A 15,721-nucleotide genomic window follows, 5' to 3' on the forward strand; every position below is an offset into this window, starting at 1 on the left:
CGGGTATCGGTGCCTGCTAATCTTGCGCCAGCCCTCCATCGAGTCCGAGAACAATGAAAACAGCCCTGACCCGAACCAAACTGCTGGCCAGCGCCCTGATCGTGATCGCCGTGATTGGCGGTGCCACTTATTACTTGCTGGACCGCCGCGCCACCCACGGCCTGCTTGACGGTCCCGAATACAGCGAAGCGCAACTCAATGAGGGCGGTGTGGATGGCATCCGGGACCTGCCGTTGCCAGAAGCAAAAAAACGCCTGAATTACCTGATCCTCGATATGCGCGACGGCATCAACCGCATCGCCATGCTCGAAAGCATGCGCCTGGAAGTCGGCCCGGCCACCGCTACACCAGGCGAACAGAAAGAGCTGAACTATGAGGAGCCGTTCGTGCCCTTCCCCGCCGCCGAACTGAAAGCGGCATTGACCGACCTCAAGCGCACACCGGGGCAGTTCCAGCAGTTGTTCTTCGACAATGCATCCGGGCTGAAACTGGAAGTCGAGGCGATTCGCGAGGTGCTCAAGCGCGGGGCCCTGCCCGATCAGCAGACCGAAGCCAGCTATCGCATCCAGACCCTGTACTTTCGCGACGGCTCGCAGCAGCCCTTCGCCGAGGTGGCGATCAAGGATGAGGACAGTGAGGAGCAGGACCAGGACACCACCCAGGCCGAACTCAAGCTCAACAAGCCCCTGGAACGCATCAGCCTGGCCCTGACGTATCAGGCCTACCCCGGCTTCAATAAAATCGTCCTGGACCGGGCCCACCCGAAAGCCACCGCCGAGGGTGGCGAGGTGTACCAACTGACCCATCTGGGCGACGCCAGCGCCTCCTTGCAACTGGCAACGCCGAAAAACAAATCCTATGTGATCCAGGGCCTGACGGCCGATGGCAAGACCCTGTACAGCGGCGGCAACAGCTCCAATTCCTCGCCCACCGCCGAACAAAAGGCCAACCTGCGGGCCTATTACAACGAACTGCTGCGTATGGAAGACAACTTCGCCGACTTCAAGAGTGCCGCGGCGGTGCAGGATCATCTGGAACAGTTCGCCAGCAACCTGCCCAGCTCCGACAGCGAGCTGAGTAACGTGCAGGCCACCTACCAATTCGAAGACACCCCCGCCAGCATCGTGATTTACGTGCTGGACCCGCTCCAACCCCAAACCCTTGATTGGGACATGTACAACAGCACCGCCCCTCGCGAGCGCTACATCGCCTACGACAGCGCCAGCGAAAGCAGCGGTTTTATCGACAGCAAGGGGCAATGGGTGGTCAAGCCGCGCTTCAAGCGCATTGATACCACCGAGATGCCCGGCGTGTACCACATCATGGTCGGCGAAAAATCCTCCGGCGAGGGCTGGAGCGAATTGCAGTTCAAGTACTTTGCCTTTGTACCCGGTACGCAAACGTTGAAAGAACTGCCCTTCGAAATCATCGACAGCGCGGTCAACGACGACCTGATGATTGTCGAGCGTGAAACCAACGGCCCCTATGGGGTCTACGACGTGAAGAAGCTACAGGTCGTGGTGCCGATGAAGTACGTCAACCCCAGTGTGATCGGCAACGTGTTCATCGCCCGCCCTGGCGAGACCACCTATGGCTCGAACTCGTTGTACGGCGCCTGGAGCCTGAACGGCAAGGAGCTGTTGGCACCGCGCTACTCCGCAATCAACGGCAGCGGCGAGTTTATCTACGCCACCTCCGCCGACCAGAAACAGACCGACGTCTACAACCTGCAGATGAAGAAACTCAACCCACCCGGCGCGACCGTCTTCGGCCAGTTTGTCCAGGGCCAGCCCCTGCTGATCCAGGACCGTGGCAGCCGCAAATACAGCTTTATCAACGAACAGGGCAAGGCGCTGCCTTTGAGCCTGCCATTCGATGACGTCAACCCGTTCTCCAACGGCATGGCGGTGGTGCAAAAGGGCAGCCGCTATGGCGCCATTGATGTACACGGCAAACTGCGCGTGCCCGTGACCTACAGCAAACTCAACCCCTTCCAGAAGAACCTCGCCTCGGCAGAAATGGATGGGTTTGAAGGCTTGGTATTGATCGACAAAAACAACCGGGTGGTGAAAAAACTGGGGTCGTATACCCAGTACAGCTTCCCGTACAACAGTAACGAAGCGACCTATAGCATCTGGGATACCCAGGTGCCAAACCGGGTCAATGTGTTCGACGCCGATGGCAACCAGACCGATAGCTTCGAGCGCGAGTGAGGTGATACAGGCCCTTGCAGGAGCTGGCTGGCCGGCTCTTACAAGGGCTCTCTATTGCGCGCGTGAAATTAATCCTGTAATTTTTCATGAAATTTTTAGATAAGAATTTCACGAAACACTCATGGACAAACAAGAAGAACTGGACGCCCTGGCGATCCTGATTCACGACCTGCGCAAATACAAGAAGCTCACCCTGGCCCAGCTGGCGCAGAAGATCGAGCGTTCCGTGGGGTTCCTGTCCCAGGTCGAGCGTGGCTTGTCGCGCCCTACCGTGGCGGACCTGACTGCCATCAGCCATGCGCTGGACGTACCCACCACCTACTTCTACAGCCTGTCCAAACCCAAGGCGGTGGATTGGGTCACCCGCCCCAACGAGCGGCGCACGGTGTATTACGCCAACGGCATCACCGACATCCTCGTCTCCCCCAGCATGCAGGGGGCGTTTTCGATCCTCGACAGCCTGCTCGAACCCGGCGCCAACAGTGGCGAGCAGACCATGAGCGACCGCGCCGAGCAGGCCGGTTATGTACTCGAAGGCCACCTGACCCTGTGGGTCGAAGGCGAGGCCGACGCGGTGACTCTCGGCCCGGGCGACAGCTTTCACCTCGCCAGTTTTGCCCACTGCCGCTACGGCAACCTGACCGACCTGCCGGCACGCGTGCTGTGGGTCTACAACTAAGGCACACCAAGGAGCGTCACCCGTGAAAAGCCATTCCTCCACGTTACTGGCCGAAGTACGGACCTTTCGCCAGAACCATCCGGATGTACGTTATGTCGACCTGATCTCCCTGGATATCCCAGGGCGTTTCTACGGCAAGCGCTACCCGGTTGAAATGTTGGAAAAAGTCGCCGCCGGCAGCCCCCTGAAGTTGCCGCAGAACGCCGTGCTGCTGGGCGCCCAGGGCGGTCTGTTCAAGATTGGCGACTACTGCTTCCATGACGGCGACCCCGACGCCAACCGCCGCCTGGTGCCCGGCACGCTCAAGCCGGTGAGCTGGGAAGCCCAGCCCCTGGGGCAAATGCTGATCACCTCCGACGGCACCGAGGCCCCCATCGAATTCGAACCCCGTGAAGTCCTGGCCAAAGTCCTCGAGCGCCTGCACCGCAAGGGCATTCACCCGGTGGTGGCGTTTGAGCTGGAGTTCTACCTGTTCGATAAAAAGCTCAACGACGGCCTGCCGCAATTTGCCCGCGACCCGTTGAGCGACGACCCCGATGACCAACCGACCCTGCATATCGAGCGGCTGTCGCGTTTTGCGCCGGTGCTCGATGATATGGTGCAGACCGCCCAGGCCCAGGGGATCGACATTACGGTGGTCACTGCCGAACTGGGCCCCGGCCAGTTTGAAATCAACTTTGGTCACCTCGACGATGGCCTGCGCGCCGCCGACTGGGCCGCCCTGTTCTGCCGCAGTACCCGTGGCGTGGCGCTCAAGCATGGCTATCGCGCCAGTTTCATGGCCAAGCCCTACCTGCAACATCCGGGCAGTGGCATGCATGTGCATGTGAGCCTGTATGACGCCGCCGGCAACAACCTGCTGGCGGCGCACCAGCAACAGCCGTTGCGCCACGCGGTGGCGGGTTGCCTGGCACTGCTGCCGCACTGCATGCCAATTTTCTCGCCCAACCACAACGCCTTCCGCCGCCTGGGCGGCACGGTCAATGCGGCCACCAAGGCCTGCTGGGGTTATGAGGACCGGGACGCCTGCGTGCGCATTCCCGAGTCCGACCCGCGCAACCTGCGGATCGAACATCGGTTGGCCAGTGCCGACGCCAACCCGTACCTGGTGCTGGCGGCGATCCTGGTCGGGCTGGAGCACGGCCTGGACGCCGCACAGGAGCCTATCGCACCGCTGAACGAAGACCGCAACAGCGGCCATGACTTCCCCCTGGAAATGCTCGAGGCGGTGCGCGCCATGCAGCAACAACCGGTCCTGCGCGAGGGCTTGGGTGCAGGGTTTGTCGACGTCTATTGCGAAAACAAACGCCAGGATCACCTGGCCTTCCAGCAGGAGATCAATGCGCGGGAATATCGCTGGTACCTGTAGATACCGAGCACCCTGCACATTCCTTGTGGGAGCTGGCTCCCACATTTTGAGCTTCACGGCCTTGAGTAAGGTGCTACTTTGAAAAAGCCCGACCATCGCCCTCTCCTGCGGACTGCCCATGACCGACCAAAGCGCCCCTGCCCTCAAGGAAATCTTCAACGTCGAACGCCTGCAGCACATCGCCGATGAGATGAGCGCGGTGTACCCGCCCTTCGATGCCCAGGGCTTTCTCAAACACGCCAAGCGTGACCTGGCCGGGTTGTCGGTCATGCAGCGCATGGCTCGGGTCAGTGAAAGCCTGCACGCGGTGATGCCCCTGGACTATCCGCAAACCCTCGAACATTTGTATGCCCTGGCCCCGCGCCTGAACAGTGGTTTTGTCAGCCTGTTCCTCGGGCATTATGTGGCCAGCTATGGCCTGGATGATTTCCAGCGCTCAATGGCGGCGCTCAAGTACTTCACCACATTTGGCTCTGCCGAATTTGCTGTGCGGGCCTTTCTGCTCAAGGATTTCCAACGCACCCTGGCGGTGATGCAGCAGTGGTCGCTGGATGACAACGAGCACGTACGCCGCCTCGCCAGCGAGGGCTCGCGGCCGAGGTTGCCATGGTCGTTTCGCCTGGCCCAGGTGCAGGCCGATCCGCGCCTGTGCGCGTCGATCCTGGAGAACCTCAAGGCCGACAGCAGTCTGTATGTACGCAAGTCTGTGGCCAACCACCTCAATGACATCACCAAGGACCATCCGGATTGGGTGCTGGATGTCATCGAAAGCTGGTCCCTGGACAACCCCCACACCGCCTGGATCGCCCGCCACGCCCTGCGCAGCCTGATCAAACAGGGCAATACCCGCGCGCTGACGATCATGGGGGCCGGGGCGCGGGCCGAGGTGAAAATCCACCAGTTCAAGGTCGAGCCCCCGGTGATTCGCCTGGGTGAGCGGATCAACCTGTCGTTCAGCCTCGAATCCACCACCAGCGCCCCACAAAAACTGGTGGTGGACTACGCCATCGACTATGTAAAAAGCGCAGGCCATAGCGCCGCCAAAGTGTTCAAGCTCAAGGCTTTTACCCTCGGCGCGGGTGAACGGCATACGCTGCTGCGTGGCCAACATATCCGCGATATGACCACGCGCAAGCACTACCCCGGCCGGCATACGGTGCATGTGCTGGTGAACGGCGAACGCCTGGCCAGCAGCGACTTCGAGCTGCTCGACTGACCACCTTTACCAAGACGAAGGCTCTATCTCGGGCCTTTCAGCGATATTTATTGTCCGACAATACTGGTTTTTGGTGTTGCGATCCATTATCATCTGCCGCCTTCTTGGTACCCGCCAGGGTATCTGTGTCAATGTTCCACCTGAGGCGCCCATGCACCGTTTCTCGTTTTACTGCCCTTTGATTTGCGCCAGTCTGGGGCTTGTTTCGCACACTGCTCATGCCGCGTTGCAACCCATGGCCGAAGCTGCACTTGCCAACGAATCCGAGCTGCACTGCCACTTCAACCGTGATGCCAGCACCGATTGCACCACCACCTACCGCTATACCATTCTCAAGCCCAGCGGCCGGGAAATTTTGTCGCGAATCGACTTCAACTATGCCGAAGGCGATAGCTTTGAAGTGCTGCACGCCGAGTCCACCCAGCCCGGCGGCAAGCCACAGCTGCTCGGCGAAGCACAGATCGACACGCGCACCGCGCCCAACCCTGACCAGGGGTTTTCCAGGCTGAAGCAAACGTCCCTGGCATTCCCCAACCTGCGGGTCGGCACGCAGATCCGCTACACCGTGCGCGAGCATCACCCCGCCAAGCCGCTGATGACCGAGTTCCACTACGCCCTGCAGTTCGGCCCCAGCAATGCGCGGCGCGACCGGCTCAAGGCGCGCTTCACCGCAGAACGGCCGATCGAGTGGCGCGCCGAGTTGATGGACGGCTTCACCATTACCCCCTCGGTCAATCGCAAGACCCTGGATATCGAGCAAAAGACGCCGACCTATCTCAACTACATCAACGAATCGGGCCACGCCTATATCCGCCTGATCCCACGGATCGAAGTGGGCAGCAGCCTCGATGTGCAAAAACATTTCGGCGGCTTTGCCCAGCGCTACAACCAGATCCTCGCGGCCAAGCTGCCGGCTGACAGTGCCGCCGCCGTAGCTGCGGTGAAGGGCTTGGACCCGGCGCAGCAAGTGGCCGGCCTGATGCAGCACATCAACGACCATTACCGTTACCTGGGTGACTGGCGTGCCACCGATCGCGGCTATGTGCCGTTTAACCTGGAGGAGATCGAACAGCACGGTTATGGCGACTGCAAGGACCTGTCCATCCTCCTCACCGCCATGCTCAAGGCCAGCGGGATCAAGGCCGAGACTGCCTGGGTCAGCCGTGGGGATGTGGTGGATTCGCTGCTGGTGCCGGGCACCGGTGCGCCCAACCATGCCATCGTGCGCGCCGAAGTGGCCGGCCAGGTGTGGTGGCTGGACCCGACCAACCCGGTGTTCGCCCCAGGCCAGACCGTGCCCGATATCCAGGACCGCTGGGTACTGGTCAACGATGCCCAGGGCCGGGTGCGTGAGGAACATATCCCCCTGGCACGCCCTGACACCAGCATCCGCCTGGACAAGCAGGTGCATTACGACAAACAGGGCAATGGCACGACCCGCGCCAGCGTCACCTTCAGCCGCCTGCCCCTGATGCAACTGAGCATGGCTGATCGCGAACAGGGGGCTACCGCCACCGACCAGAACATCTGCGACAACTTTGGCCGCGAGATCAGCGATTGCCAGGTCACCCGCCAGCCCACCGGGTTCGTGCAGCCCGACAGCTACACGGTCAAGGCCAGCATGACCGACCTGGGCGCCCTGGAAAAACTCGACGAAGGCTACGTCTACACCGACCAGTCGCTCAAAGAGAAATGGGACGGCCTGCTCAACTACCGCCGCAACGGGCAACGGGGCGACCTGTACATGGGCAACCCGGACACCGTCGACTACACCTTTACCTTGACCGGCGGGCAGATGGACAAGCCTGTTCAAGGCTGCAAGATCCACTCGCCGTGGTATGACCTGGAACTCGATGGCGAACAGCTCAAGGATGGCTTGCGCTACCACTACCGGTTGACCCAGAAAGTGCGCTGGTTGAGCCATGATGAAATCGTCAGCGCGCCGTTTGAAAAGATGATCAACGATGCTCGTGCGTGTGGTGAACAGGTACACCAGACAGTAAAACTCTAAGCCCACACACAGTCCCATGTGGGAGCTGTCTCGCCCTGCGAGGCTGCGATGGCGGCAGGTCAGTCAACATCAATGCTGGCAGTACCGCCGCCATCGCAGCCTCGCTAGGGCTCGACAGCTCCCACATTTGATCTCTGTAGATCCCCCATGCCCTTCGCTACGCGCCCAACAGCAGCCCCTGCTCCTTGGCACACAACTCCACCACGTAATCCCACAACACCCGCAACCGCACCGACTTGTGCAATTCGCGGCGGGAGCTGATCCAGTAACTGCGCTGGATGCCCTCTTCCGGCAATAGCGGCACCAGGTCCGGGTCCCCGGCGGCGACAAAACACGGCAGCACGGCAATCCCCAACCCCGAGCGCGCCGCCTGGTGCTGGGCGATGACGCTGGTGCTGTGGAATACCACCCGGGGGTTGCGGCAAAAGCTGCTGAGGAGTTTCAGTTCCTGGCTGAACAGCAGGTCGTCGACGTAGTCGATCCACGCGTGGGCGGCCAGGTCTTCGCGTTTCTCGATGGCTGGCGAACGCGCCAGGTAGCTGCGGCTGGCATAGAGGGCCAGGCGGTAGTCGGTGAGTTTGCGCGTGACCAGTTGATCGACGCTGGGGCGCTCCAGGTGGATGCTGATCTCGGCCTCGCGGTTGAGGATGCTGACAAAACGCGGCACCGCCACCAGTTCCACTTCCAGCCCCGGATAACGCTCGAACAGGCCGCCCATGCGGCTGGCAAGGAACATCACCCCCAAGCCTTCGGCGACCCCCAGGCGAATCTTGCCCAGGGGCGCGGCGGAATGGGTCAGCTCTTCTTCGGCGAGCAGTGCAACGTTCTCCATGGCTTCGGCATGCTTGAGCAGTGCCTCGCCCGACGGCGTCAGTTCGTACCCCTGGGCATGCTGCACAAACAGCGCGGTGCCGAGGCTTTTCTCGATGGCCTCGATATGCCGGGCCACAGTGGCATGCGTGGTTTTCAGGCGCTGGGCGGCGGTGAGCAGGCGCCCGCTGCGCTGCAACTCAAGAAAATACCGCAGGTCATTCCAGTCGAACATGTCACCCTCCCTCTCGGCCATGAGCGCAGCGCTGTTTAAAAACGCACAGCAGCTGGGTAAAAACTAACATTTTTAAGACGAAAACTAACAACTAGGATGGAGCCAATAAGAAAAACAAGCGAGACCCCAGATGACTATTGCACCTGCGCAATACGATTACGTGGTAGTAGGCGCCGGCCCTGCGGGCTGCCTGCTGGCCAATCGACTGTCCGCCAACCCTGCCCATCGTGTGCTGCTGCTTGAAGCGGGCGGGCGCGACAACTACCCCTGGATTCATATCCCCGTCGGCTACCTGTTCTGCATCGGCAACCCGCGCACCGACTGGTGCTTCAAGACCGAAACCCAACCCGGCCTGCAAGGTCGTGCCCTGAGCTATCCACGGGGCAAGGTGCTGGGCGGCTGCTCGTCGATCAACGGCATGATCTACATGCGCGGCCAGGCCAACGACTACGATGGCTGGGCCGCCGAAGGCAACCCCGGCTGGGCCTGGGACGATGTATTGCCTCTGTTCAAGCAAAGCGAAAACCATTTTGCCGGTGCCTCGCCCCTGCATGGCGACAGCGGCGAGTGGCGCGTGGAGCAACAGCGCCTGCACTGGCCGATCCTCGATGCCTTCCGCGAAGCCGCCAAGCAAAGTGGCATCGCCAGCATCGACGACTTCAACCAGGGCGATAACGAAGGGTGTGGCTACTTCCAGGTCAACCAGAAAGGCGGCGTACGCTGGAATGCGGCCAAGGCGTTTCTCAAGCCCATCCGCCAGCGCGCCAACCTCACGGTGCTCACCGGCGTGGAAGTCGACCGTGTACTCCTGGAAAACGGCCGTGCCAGTGCGGTGGTGGGCCGCCAGCTAGGGCAAGTAGTGACCTGGAAAGCCCATAAGGAAATCATCCTGTGCGCCGGGGCGGTGGGTTCGCCCGGCATCCTGCAGCGCTCCGGGATAGGGCCTTCGAGCATCCTCAAGCCCTTGGGCATCGAGGTCCTGCACGAACTGCCAGGGGTCGGTGGCAATCTGCAGGACCACCTGCAACTGCGGCTGATCTACAAGCTGGAAAACGCCCGCACCCTGAACCAGATCGCCGGCTCCGTGTGGGGCAAGATGGGCATGGGCCTGCAATACCTGTATGACCGCAGCGGCCCGCTGTCCATGGCGCCCAGCCAGCTCGGCGCCTTCGCCCGCTCGGGGCCGGAACAGACTTCGGCCAACCTCGAATACCACGTGCAACCACTGTCGCTGGAACGCTTTGGCGAACCGCTGCACGCGTTCCCGGCATTTACTGCGTCGGTTTGCGACTTGCGCCCGCAGAGTCGCGGACGCATTGATATCCGCTCGGTCGATCCCGCGACGCCGCCATTGATCCAGCCCAACTACCTGAGCCATCCCGAAGACTTGCGCGTGGCCGCCGATGCCATTCGCCTGACCCGGCGCATTGTCGGCGCCCAGGCCCTGCGCCCCTTCAACCCGGTGGAATACCTGCCCGGTGAGGCCTTGCAAAGCGATGAACAATTGCAAGAGGCGGCGGCGCGGATCGGCACCACGATTTTTCACCCGGTCGGCACCTGCCGCATGGGCCAGGATAAAGACGCGGTGGTCGATGCCCAGTTACGCGTGCACGGCGTGCCCGGCCTGCGCATCGCCGATGCCTCGATCATGCCGCGCATCACCTCCGGCAATACCTGCTCACCCACCCTGATGATCGCGGAAAAAGCCGCGCAACTGATTCTGTCCCCTCAAACAAGGAACCTCACCCCCGAAAGAGAACAGACAACACCGGCATGACCTGTAGGCGCGAGTTTGCTCGCACCTACAGGACAAGAGCGGCGCTGAAGTTGGCGCCGACAGTGGAACAACAATAAATAATCACTGTGAGGGCTACCCCATGTCAGAACGTGCTCAACCCCTGGACGCCATGCCTGGCGCCACTGTCAGCAGCAAGGAGTCGCAAAAGGTCATCTTCGCCTCGTCCCTGGGGACGGTGTTCGAGTGGTATGACTTTTTCCTCTATGGCGCCCTCGCGGCGGTGATCAGCAAGCAATTTTTTGCCGGGGTCAACGACACCACGGCCTTTATCTTCGCCCTGATGGCCTTTGCCGCCGGCTTTGTGGTGCGGCCGTTCGGCGCGCTGGTGTTCGGCCGCCTGGGGGACATGATCGGACGCAAGTACACCTTCCTCGCCACCATCGTCCTGATGGGCGTGGCAACCTTCTGTGTGGGCCTGTTGCCCACCTACGCCAGCATCGGCATCGCCGCGCCGATCATCCTGGTGGTGCTGCGCATGCTCCAGGGCCTGGCCCTGGGCGGTGAATACGGCGGCGCCGCGACCTATGTCGCCGAGCACGCCCCCGCCGGCAAACGCGGCTTCCACACCAGCTGGATTCAATCCACCGCGACCCTCGGCCTGTTGCTGTCGTTGCTGGTGGTACTGGCTTGCCGTTATTTCACGGGCGATCAGTTTGAAGTCTGGGGCTGGCGCCTGCCGTTCCTGCTGTCCATCGTGCTGCTGGGGATTTCCACCTGGATCCGCTTGAGCCTGCACGAATCCCCCGCGTTCCTGAAAATGAAAGAGGAAGGCAAGGCCAGCAAAGCGCCGATCCGCGAGTCGTTCGGTAACTGGCAAAACCTCAAGGTGGTGTTGATTGCGCTGTTCAGTATCAACGCCGGCCAGGCCGTGACCTTCTACGCCGCGCAATTCTATGTACTGTTCTTCCTGACCCAGTTCCTGAAGATGGACCCGGCCCTGGCCAATATGCTGCTGATCATCAGCGTGGTGATTGGCGCGCCGTTCTTTATCTTCTTCGGCTGGCTCTCGGACAAATGGGGGCGCAAGCCAGTACTGATGGTCGGCCTGCTGCTGGCCACCGCGCTGTACTTCCCGATCTTCAAGGGCCTGGCCCACTACACCAACCCGGCGATGGACCAGGCTAGCCGCCAGGCCCCGATCACCGTGCTGGCAGACCCGGCCACCTGCACCTTCCAGTTCGACCCGGTGGGCAAGGCGCGGTTTGACAGCCCATGCGACAAGGTCAAGACCTTCCTGGTCAAACAGGGCCTGCCCTACAGCAGCGAAGCCGCACCTGCCGGCAGCGCGGTGCAAGTCAGCATCGGCGATGTGCGCATCGACGGCTACGACGAAGACGCCCTGCGCGGCGCCGTGACCCTGGCCGGCTACCCGAAATCGGCAGACGTGGCCCAGGTCAACAAAACCATGGTGGTGGTGTTGATCGTCGCGCTGATCCTGATCGCCGCAATGTGCTACGGCCCACTCGCCGCACTGATGGTGGAACTGTTTCCGACGCGTATCCGCTACACCTCCATGTCCCTGCCCTACCACATCGGTAACGGCTGGTTTGGCGGGTTCCTGCCGACCGTGTCGTTTGCCTTGGTGGTGTACACCGGCGATATCTTCTACGGGCTGTGGTACCCGGTGGTGATTACCGGGGTGAGCCTGATCGTCGGGCTGCTGTGCCTGAAGGAAACCAAGAACGTGGATCTGGATAAAAACTAATCTCCCGCAAACCCTGTAAACCCCTTGTGGGAGCGGGCTTGCCCGCGATAGCGGTGGGTCAGTCAATGAATGTACTGACTGGCACACCCCCTATCGCGGGCAAGCCCGCTCCCACACTGGTTTCCCGCCGCCCACACAAATTGCTGTATATCCATCCAGATAAAGGTTGCTCAATTGCCTTCTTTTGCCCATCCTTCGCCCATTCAACTGTGTAACGAATGGGCTGAGCATGCGGCTGTTCCTCTGTGAAAAACCCTCCCAGGCCAAGGATATCGCGGCCGTGCTCGGCGCCCGGCGCCGGGGCGACGGTTGCTGGCTGGGCACGGACGTCACCGTTACCTGGTGCATCGGCCACCTGTTGGAAACCGCCCCGCCCGATGCCTACGACGCCAAGTACAAGCGCTGGGTGCTGGCCGACCTGCCCATCGTCCCGGAAAAATGGAAGATGACGGTCAAGCCCAAGACCGCCAGCCAGTACAAGGCGGTCAAGCGCCTACTGGGGGAAGCCCGGGAACTGGTGATTGCCACCGATGCCGACCGCGAGGGCGAGATGATCGCCCGCGAACTGGTGGAGCATTGCCGCTATCGCGGGCCGATCCAGCGCCTGTGGCTGTCGGCGCTCGACGATGCCTCGATCCGCAAGGCCCTGGCATCGTTGAAGCCTGGCGCAGACACCTTCAGCCTCTACCATTCGGCCCTGGGCCGCTCCCGTGCCGACTGGCTGATCGGCATGAACATGAGCCGCCTGTTTACCCTGCTCGGCCGTCAGTCCGGCTATCAAGGTGTATTGCCCGTTGGGCGGGTGCAAACCCCGACCCTGCGCCTGGTGGTGGACCGCGACCGCAGCATTGCCGACTTCGTCCCGGTGGCTTACTGGGCCATTGATGTTGAGTTGCTGCACCAGCAGATGCGTTTTATCGCGCAATGGCGCGCCGCCGACGATATCTGTGACGACCAGGGCCGTTGCCTCAACCCGGAGCGGGCACAACACGCGGCGACGGCGATGAGCAACGCGGCCAGCGCACGCCTGGTGAAGCTGCGCACCGAACGCATGCGCGAAGTGGCGCCCCTGCCCTTTGACCTGGGCACCCTGCAGGAAATCTGCTCGAAGAAACTCGGGCTCGGCGCCCAGGAAACCCTGGATATCGCCCAGTCCCTCTACGAAACCCATAAGGTCATCACCTACCCGCGCAGCGACTGCGGTTACCTGCCCGTGAGCCAGCATGGCGACGCGGCGACGATTCTCGCGGCACTGGGCCGCGCCGACCCGGCGGTGAGCGCGTTGATGCCACACCTCGATGCGCAGCGCCGCTCCCGCGCCTGGAACGACGCCAAGGTCAGCGCCCACCACGGCATTATTCCCACCGGCGCCGGCAAAGATCTTGCGCAGTTGACCGGCAAACACCGCGCCGTCTACACCTTGGTCCGCGCCCGATACCTGGCGCAGTTCCTGCCCAATCACGAATACGACCGCACCCAGGCGGACTTCGACTGTGCCGGCGAAGCCTTGCGCGCCGTAGGTAAAGTGGTGGTGGAACCCGGCTGGAAGCGTGCGTTGCCCGAAGCGCTGGCCCCGAGCCAAGGCCGTGAGGCGCCGGCGCCGCAGCCTTTGCCGGCGCTGGTGCAGGGCCAGGATTACGCTGTGGCCAAGGTCAACCTCAAGGACCTGTGGACCCAGCCGCCCAAGCCCTTTACCGAAGGCGACCTGATCAAGGCGATGAAAAACGTCGCCAAACTGGTGCAAGACCCGCTGCTCAAACAAAAGCTCAAGGACACCACCGGCATCGGTACCGAGGCGACTCGGGCCGGGATCATCCAGGGCCTGCTGGACCGTGGTTACCTGGTGAAAGACGGCAAGGCGCTGTCTGCCACACCGGCGGCCTTCAGCCTGATCGACGCGGTACCCAGGGCGATTGCCGATCCCGGCACCACCGCCATCTGGGAGCAGGCCCTGGACATGGTGCAGAGCGGTGAGATGAGCCTGGAAGAGTTCGTCGCCAAACAGGCCGCCTGGATGAGCAAGCAAGTGGCCCGCTGCAATGGTATGCAAATGACCATCAGCGGCCCGGCCAGCCCGGCAGGTCGTGGTGCCACCCCCTGGAAAAACAAACGCAAGCCGGCCAAGCGCAAGACCGCCGCCAGCCCGAAACGGGCGGTAAAACCGGCAAACAAGGGCTGAAATTGCAAAAAAAGTCAGGTAATGACGCTTTTCAAGCGGATATACGCCGCTTTGGCTCTTGCCCTGGCGCCAGCGGTCGAGGATTCTGTAGGCACTGCCTAATAACAAAACCGGGGTGGACACCATGAAGACCGTCGCACAACTGCTCAAGTCCAAGGACCAGAAGAATCAGGAAGTCCATACCATCCAGTGGAATCACACCGTGTTTGAAGCGTTGGTGGTGATGGCAGCGAAGAACGTCGGCGCCTTGCCGGTAGTCAAGGACGGCAAGGTCGTCGGCATCATCAGTGAGCGCGACTACGCGCGCAAACTGATTCTCCATGGACTGTCCTCGACGACCACCCAGGTCCACCAGGTGATGAGTTCCCCGGCAATCACCGTGGACACCCACAAAAGCGTCGAAGATTGCATGGGCATCATGACTGACGGCCACCTGCGCCACCTGCCAGTGGTGGAAGAAGGAGAACTGCTGGGCCTGCTGTCCATCGGTGACCTGGTCAAGGAAGCCATCGCCGAGCAGGCGGCACTGATCCAGCAACTGGAACAGTACATCCGCGGCGAATAGCATTCCCCTAAGCACCACAAATCCAATGTGGGAGCTGGCTTGCCAGCTCCCACAGCAGCGCAACCCCTCGACTCCCCGGCACAAAAAGTGACGCCCAAGTCACCTTTCCCCAGCCCCCCCTCTCTTCTGCAGAAAATATGTAGTGAGCAAAAATAATCACTACATAACCGTTGACGTAACCATTTTGAGCTTGCATGATTCAAGCGTCTCCCGGATCGGGAGTGTTGGTAACAAGCGTTTTGAACAAGCTCGTCTGACCGCCGAGCTGTTTTTCCGGATGTGCACTGCCCACAAGGCAGATTGATGAAGCTGACCGGCCCGAAAGGATCGGTACAAGAAGCTCAAATGCTGCTTGTCTTCGTTATGAAACCATTACGTAGCAGTTCATCAGAAACACTACATGCATCAGGTTCAAGACCCTGTCCGTATTTGGCAGACCGTTTCTGACGCCCGGTTTTCATAGCCGGAGACAACTAACGTGAATTAACGAATCAACTGAAGATCGCCAACTGGTCAAGGGGCTTACACATGAATCTGAACAACCAACCAACTATTGATGAATTGGCTGAGATGTTCGCAGCGCAGAAAGACACACTCGACGACCATATCCTGTGGATTGGCAAATCGGGCGAAGTGCAAATTGACTGCCTGGCGCCCCATACCGAAGAAGCCGAGTTCGACCGCAATAACCGTGAACTGGCGGCGCGCCTGAAGATGTACCGCCGCGGCCAGGGTTATGTTGGTAAAAAAGCAGCTGCCGATCGCAACTTTATCGAGCAGGTCTTCGATACACTTAACAATGCCTGGGAGTCGTTCAAGGACAACTCGCAAGTTAAAGTGATTGACCGCTACTACTAAGAATAACTAGACCTTTGTGGGAGCTGGTTTGCCTGAGATAACCGTTTAACGATCAACCTAGTTGTTGAGTGTTAAATAGCTAT

Annotated in this window: 11 protein-coding genes; 10 read left to right on the forward strand and 1 reads right to left on the reverse strand. The window is 60.9% G+C overall.

What is annotated here, in order from left to right; translation table 11 throughout:
- Window positions 1-53 precede the first annotated feature (53 nt).
- The 5 genes from PSH80_RS16205 (at window position 54) to PSH80_RS16225 (ending at window position 7,488) form a co-directional block, all read left to right on the forward strand.
- A complete protein-coding gene (locus tag PSH80_RS16205) occupies window positions 54-2,213 on the forward strand; it encodes a WG repeat-containing protein (RefSeq protein WP_305417489.1) in 2,160 nt (719 codons plus the stop codon).
- 121 nt (window positions 2,214-2,334) lie between these two features.
- On the forward strand, window positions 2,335-2,892 hold the full coding sequence (locus PSH80_RS16210) for a helix-turn-helix domain-containing protein (protein WP_038441866.1): 558 nt from the start codon (window positions 2,335-2,337) through the stop codon (window positions 2,890-2,892).
- A gap of 22 nt (window positions 2,893-2,914) precedes the next feature.
- Window positions 2,915-4,261, forward strand: coding sequence for a glutamine synthetase family protein (locus tag PSH80_RS16215; RefSeq protein ID WP_305417492.1), 1,347 nt, complete (start codon window positions 2,915-2,917; stop codon window positions 4,259-4,261).
- Window positions 4,262-4,379: 118 nt separating this feature from the next.
- On the forward strand, window positions 4,380-5,477 hold the full coding sequence (locus PSH80_RS16220) for a DNA alkylation repair protein (protein ID WP_120733544.1): 1,098 nt from the start codon (window positions 4,380-4,382) through the stop codon (window positions 5,475-5,477).
- A 151-nt stretch (window positions 5,478-5,628) separates the two neighbouring features.
- The gene (locus PSH80_RS16225) at window positions 5,629-7,488 is read left to right on the forward strand and encodes a DUF3857 domain-containing transglutaminase family protein (RefSeq protein WP_305417494.1); all 1,860 of its coding nucleotides are present in this window, start codon (window positions 5,629-5,631) and stop codon (window positions 7,486-7,488) included.
- Window positions 7,489-7,645: 157 nt separating this feature from the next.
- Here the strand turns inward: PSH80_RS16225 and PSH80_RS16230 are convergent, their stop codons facing one another.
- Complete coding sequence (locus PSH80_RS16230) at window positions 7,646-8,533, reverse strand: LysR family transcriptional regulator (protein WP_057439441.1); 888 nt, start codon at window positions 8,531-8,533, stop codon at window positions 7,646-7,648.
- A 130-nt stretch (window positions 8,534-8,663) separates the two neighbouring features.
- Here PSH80_RS16230 and PSH80_RS16235 point away from each other — a divergent pair, with 130 nt between their 5' ends.
- The 5 genes from PSH80_RS16235 (at window position 8,664) to PSH80_RS16255 (ending at window position 15,638) form a co-directional block, all read left to right on the forward strand.
- Window positions 8,664-10,310 carry a GMC family oxidoreductase gene (locus PSH80_RS16235; RefSeq protein ID WP_198799392.1) on the forward strand — a complete coding sequence of 549 codons (1,647 nt, stop codon included), beginning with the start codon at window positions 8,664-8,666 and terminating at the stop codon, window positions 10,308-10,310.
- Between the two features lie 100 nt (window positions 10,311-10,410).
- A complete protein-coding gene (locus PSH80_RS16240) occupies window positions 10,411-12,036 on the forward strand; it encodes an MFS transporter (protein ID WP_057439443.1) in 1,626 nt (541 codons plus the stop codon).
- A gap of 229 nt (window positions 12,037-12,265) precedes the next feature.
- Window positions 12,266-14,215: a DNA topoisomerase III gene (locus PSH80_RS16245; protein ID WP_198792707.1), complete on the forward strand. Its 1,950-nt coding sequence runs from the start codon at window positions 12,266-12,268 to the stop codon at window positions 14,213-14,215.
- A 124-nt stretch (window positions 14,216-14,339) separates the two neighbouring features.
- A complete protein-coding gene (locus PSH80_RS16250) occupies window positions 14,340-14,780 on the forward strand; it encodes a CBS domain-containing protein (protein WP_057959116.1) in 441 nt (146 codons plus the stop codon).
- Window positions 14,781-15,308: 528 nt separating this feature from the next.
- Complete coding sequence (locus PSH80_RS16255; protein ID WP_029296579.1) at window positions 15,309-15,638, forward strand: hypothetical protein; 330 nt, start codon at window positions 15,309-15,311, stop codon at window positions 15,636-15,638.
- Window positions 15,639-15,721: the final 83 nt, after the last annotated feature.

Source organism: Pseudomonas sp. FP818 (genome assembly GCF_030687335.1).
GTDB classification, from domain to species: Bacteria; Pseudomonadota; Gammaproteobacteria; order Pseudomonadales; family Pseudomonadaceae; genus Aquipseudomonas; species Aquipseudomonas shahriarae.

Bases quoted from the DNA above. Each gene is read 5' to 3' on its own strand.
- PSH80_RS16210 (WP_038441866.1), top strand. From the start codon at position 2,335: ATGGACAAACAAGAAGAACTGGACGCCCTGGCGATCCTGATTCACGAC.
- PSH80_RS16245 (WP_198792707.1), top strand. From the start codon at position 12,266: ATGCGGCTGTTCCTCTGTGAAAAACCCTCCCAGGCCAAGGATATCGCG.
- PSH80_RS16235 (WP_198799392.1), top strand. From the start codon at position 8,664: ATGACTATTGCACCTGCGCAATACGATTACGTGGTAGTAGGCGCCGGC.
- PSH80_RS16250 (WP_057959116.1), top strand. From the start codon at position 14,340: ATGAAGACCGTCGCACAACTGCTCAAGTCCAAGGACCAGAAGAATCAG.
- PSH80_RS16205 (WP_305417489.1), top strand. From the start codon at position 54: ATGAAAACAGCCCTGACCCGAACCAAACTGCTGGCCAGCGCCCTGATC.
- PSH80_RS16225 (WP_305417494.1), top strand. From the start codon at position 5,629: ATGCACCGTTTCTCGTTTTACTGCCCTTTGATTTGCGCCAGTCTGGGG.
- PSH80_RS16240 (WP_057439443.1), top strand. From the start codon at position 10,411: ATGTCAGAACGTGCTCAACCCCTGGACGCCATGCCTGGCGCCACTGTC.
- PSH80_RS16255 (WP_029296579.1), top strand. From the start codon at position 15,309: ATGAATCTGAACAACCAACCAACTATTGATGAATTGGCTGAGATGTTC.
- PSH80_RS16220 (WP_120733544.1), top strand. From the start codon at position 4,380: ATGACCGACCAAAGCGCCCCTGCCCTCAAGGAAATCTTCAACGTCGAA.
- PSH80_RS16230 (WP_057439441.1), bottom strand. From the start codon at position 8,533: ATGTTCGACTGGAATGACCTGCGGTATTTTCTTGAGTTGCAGCGCAGC.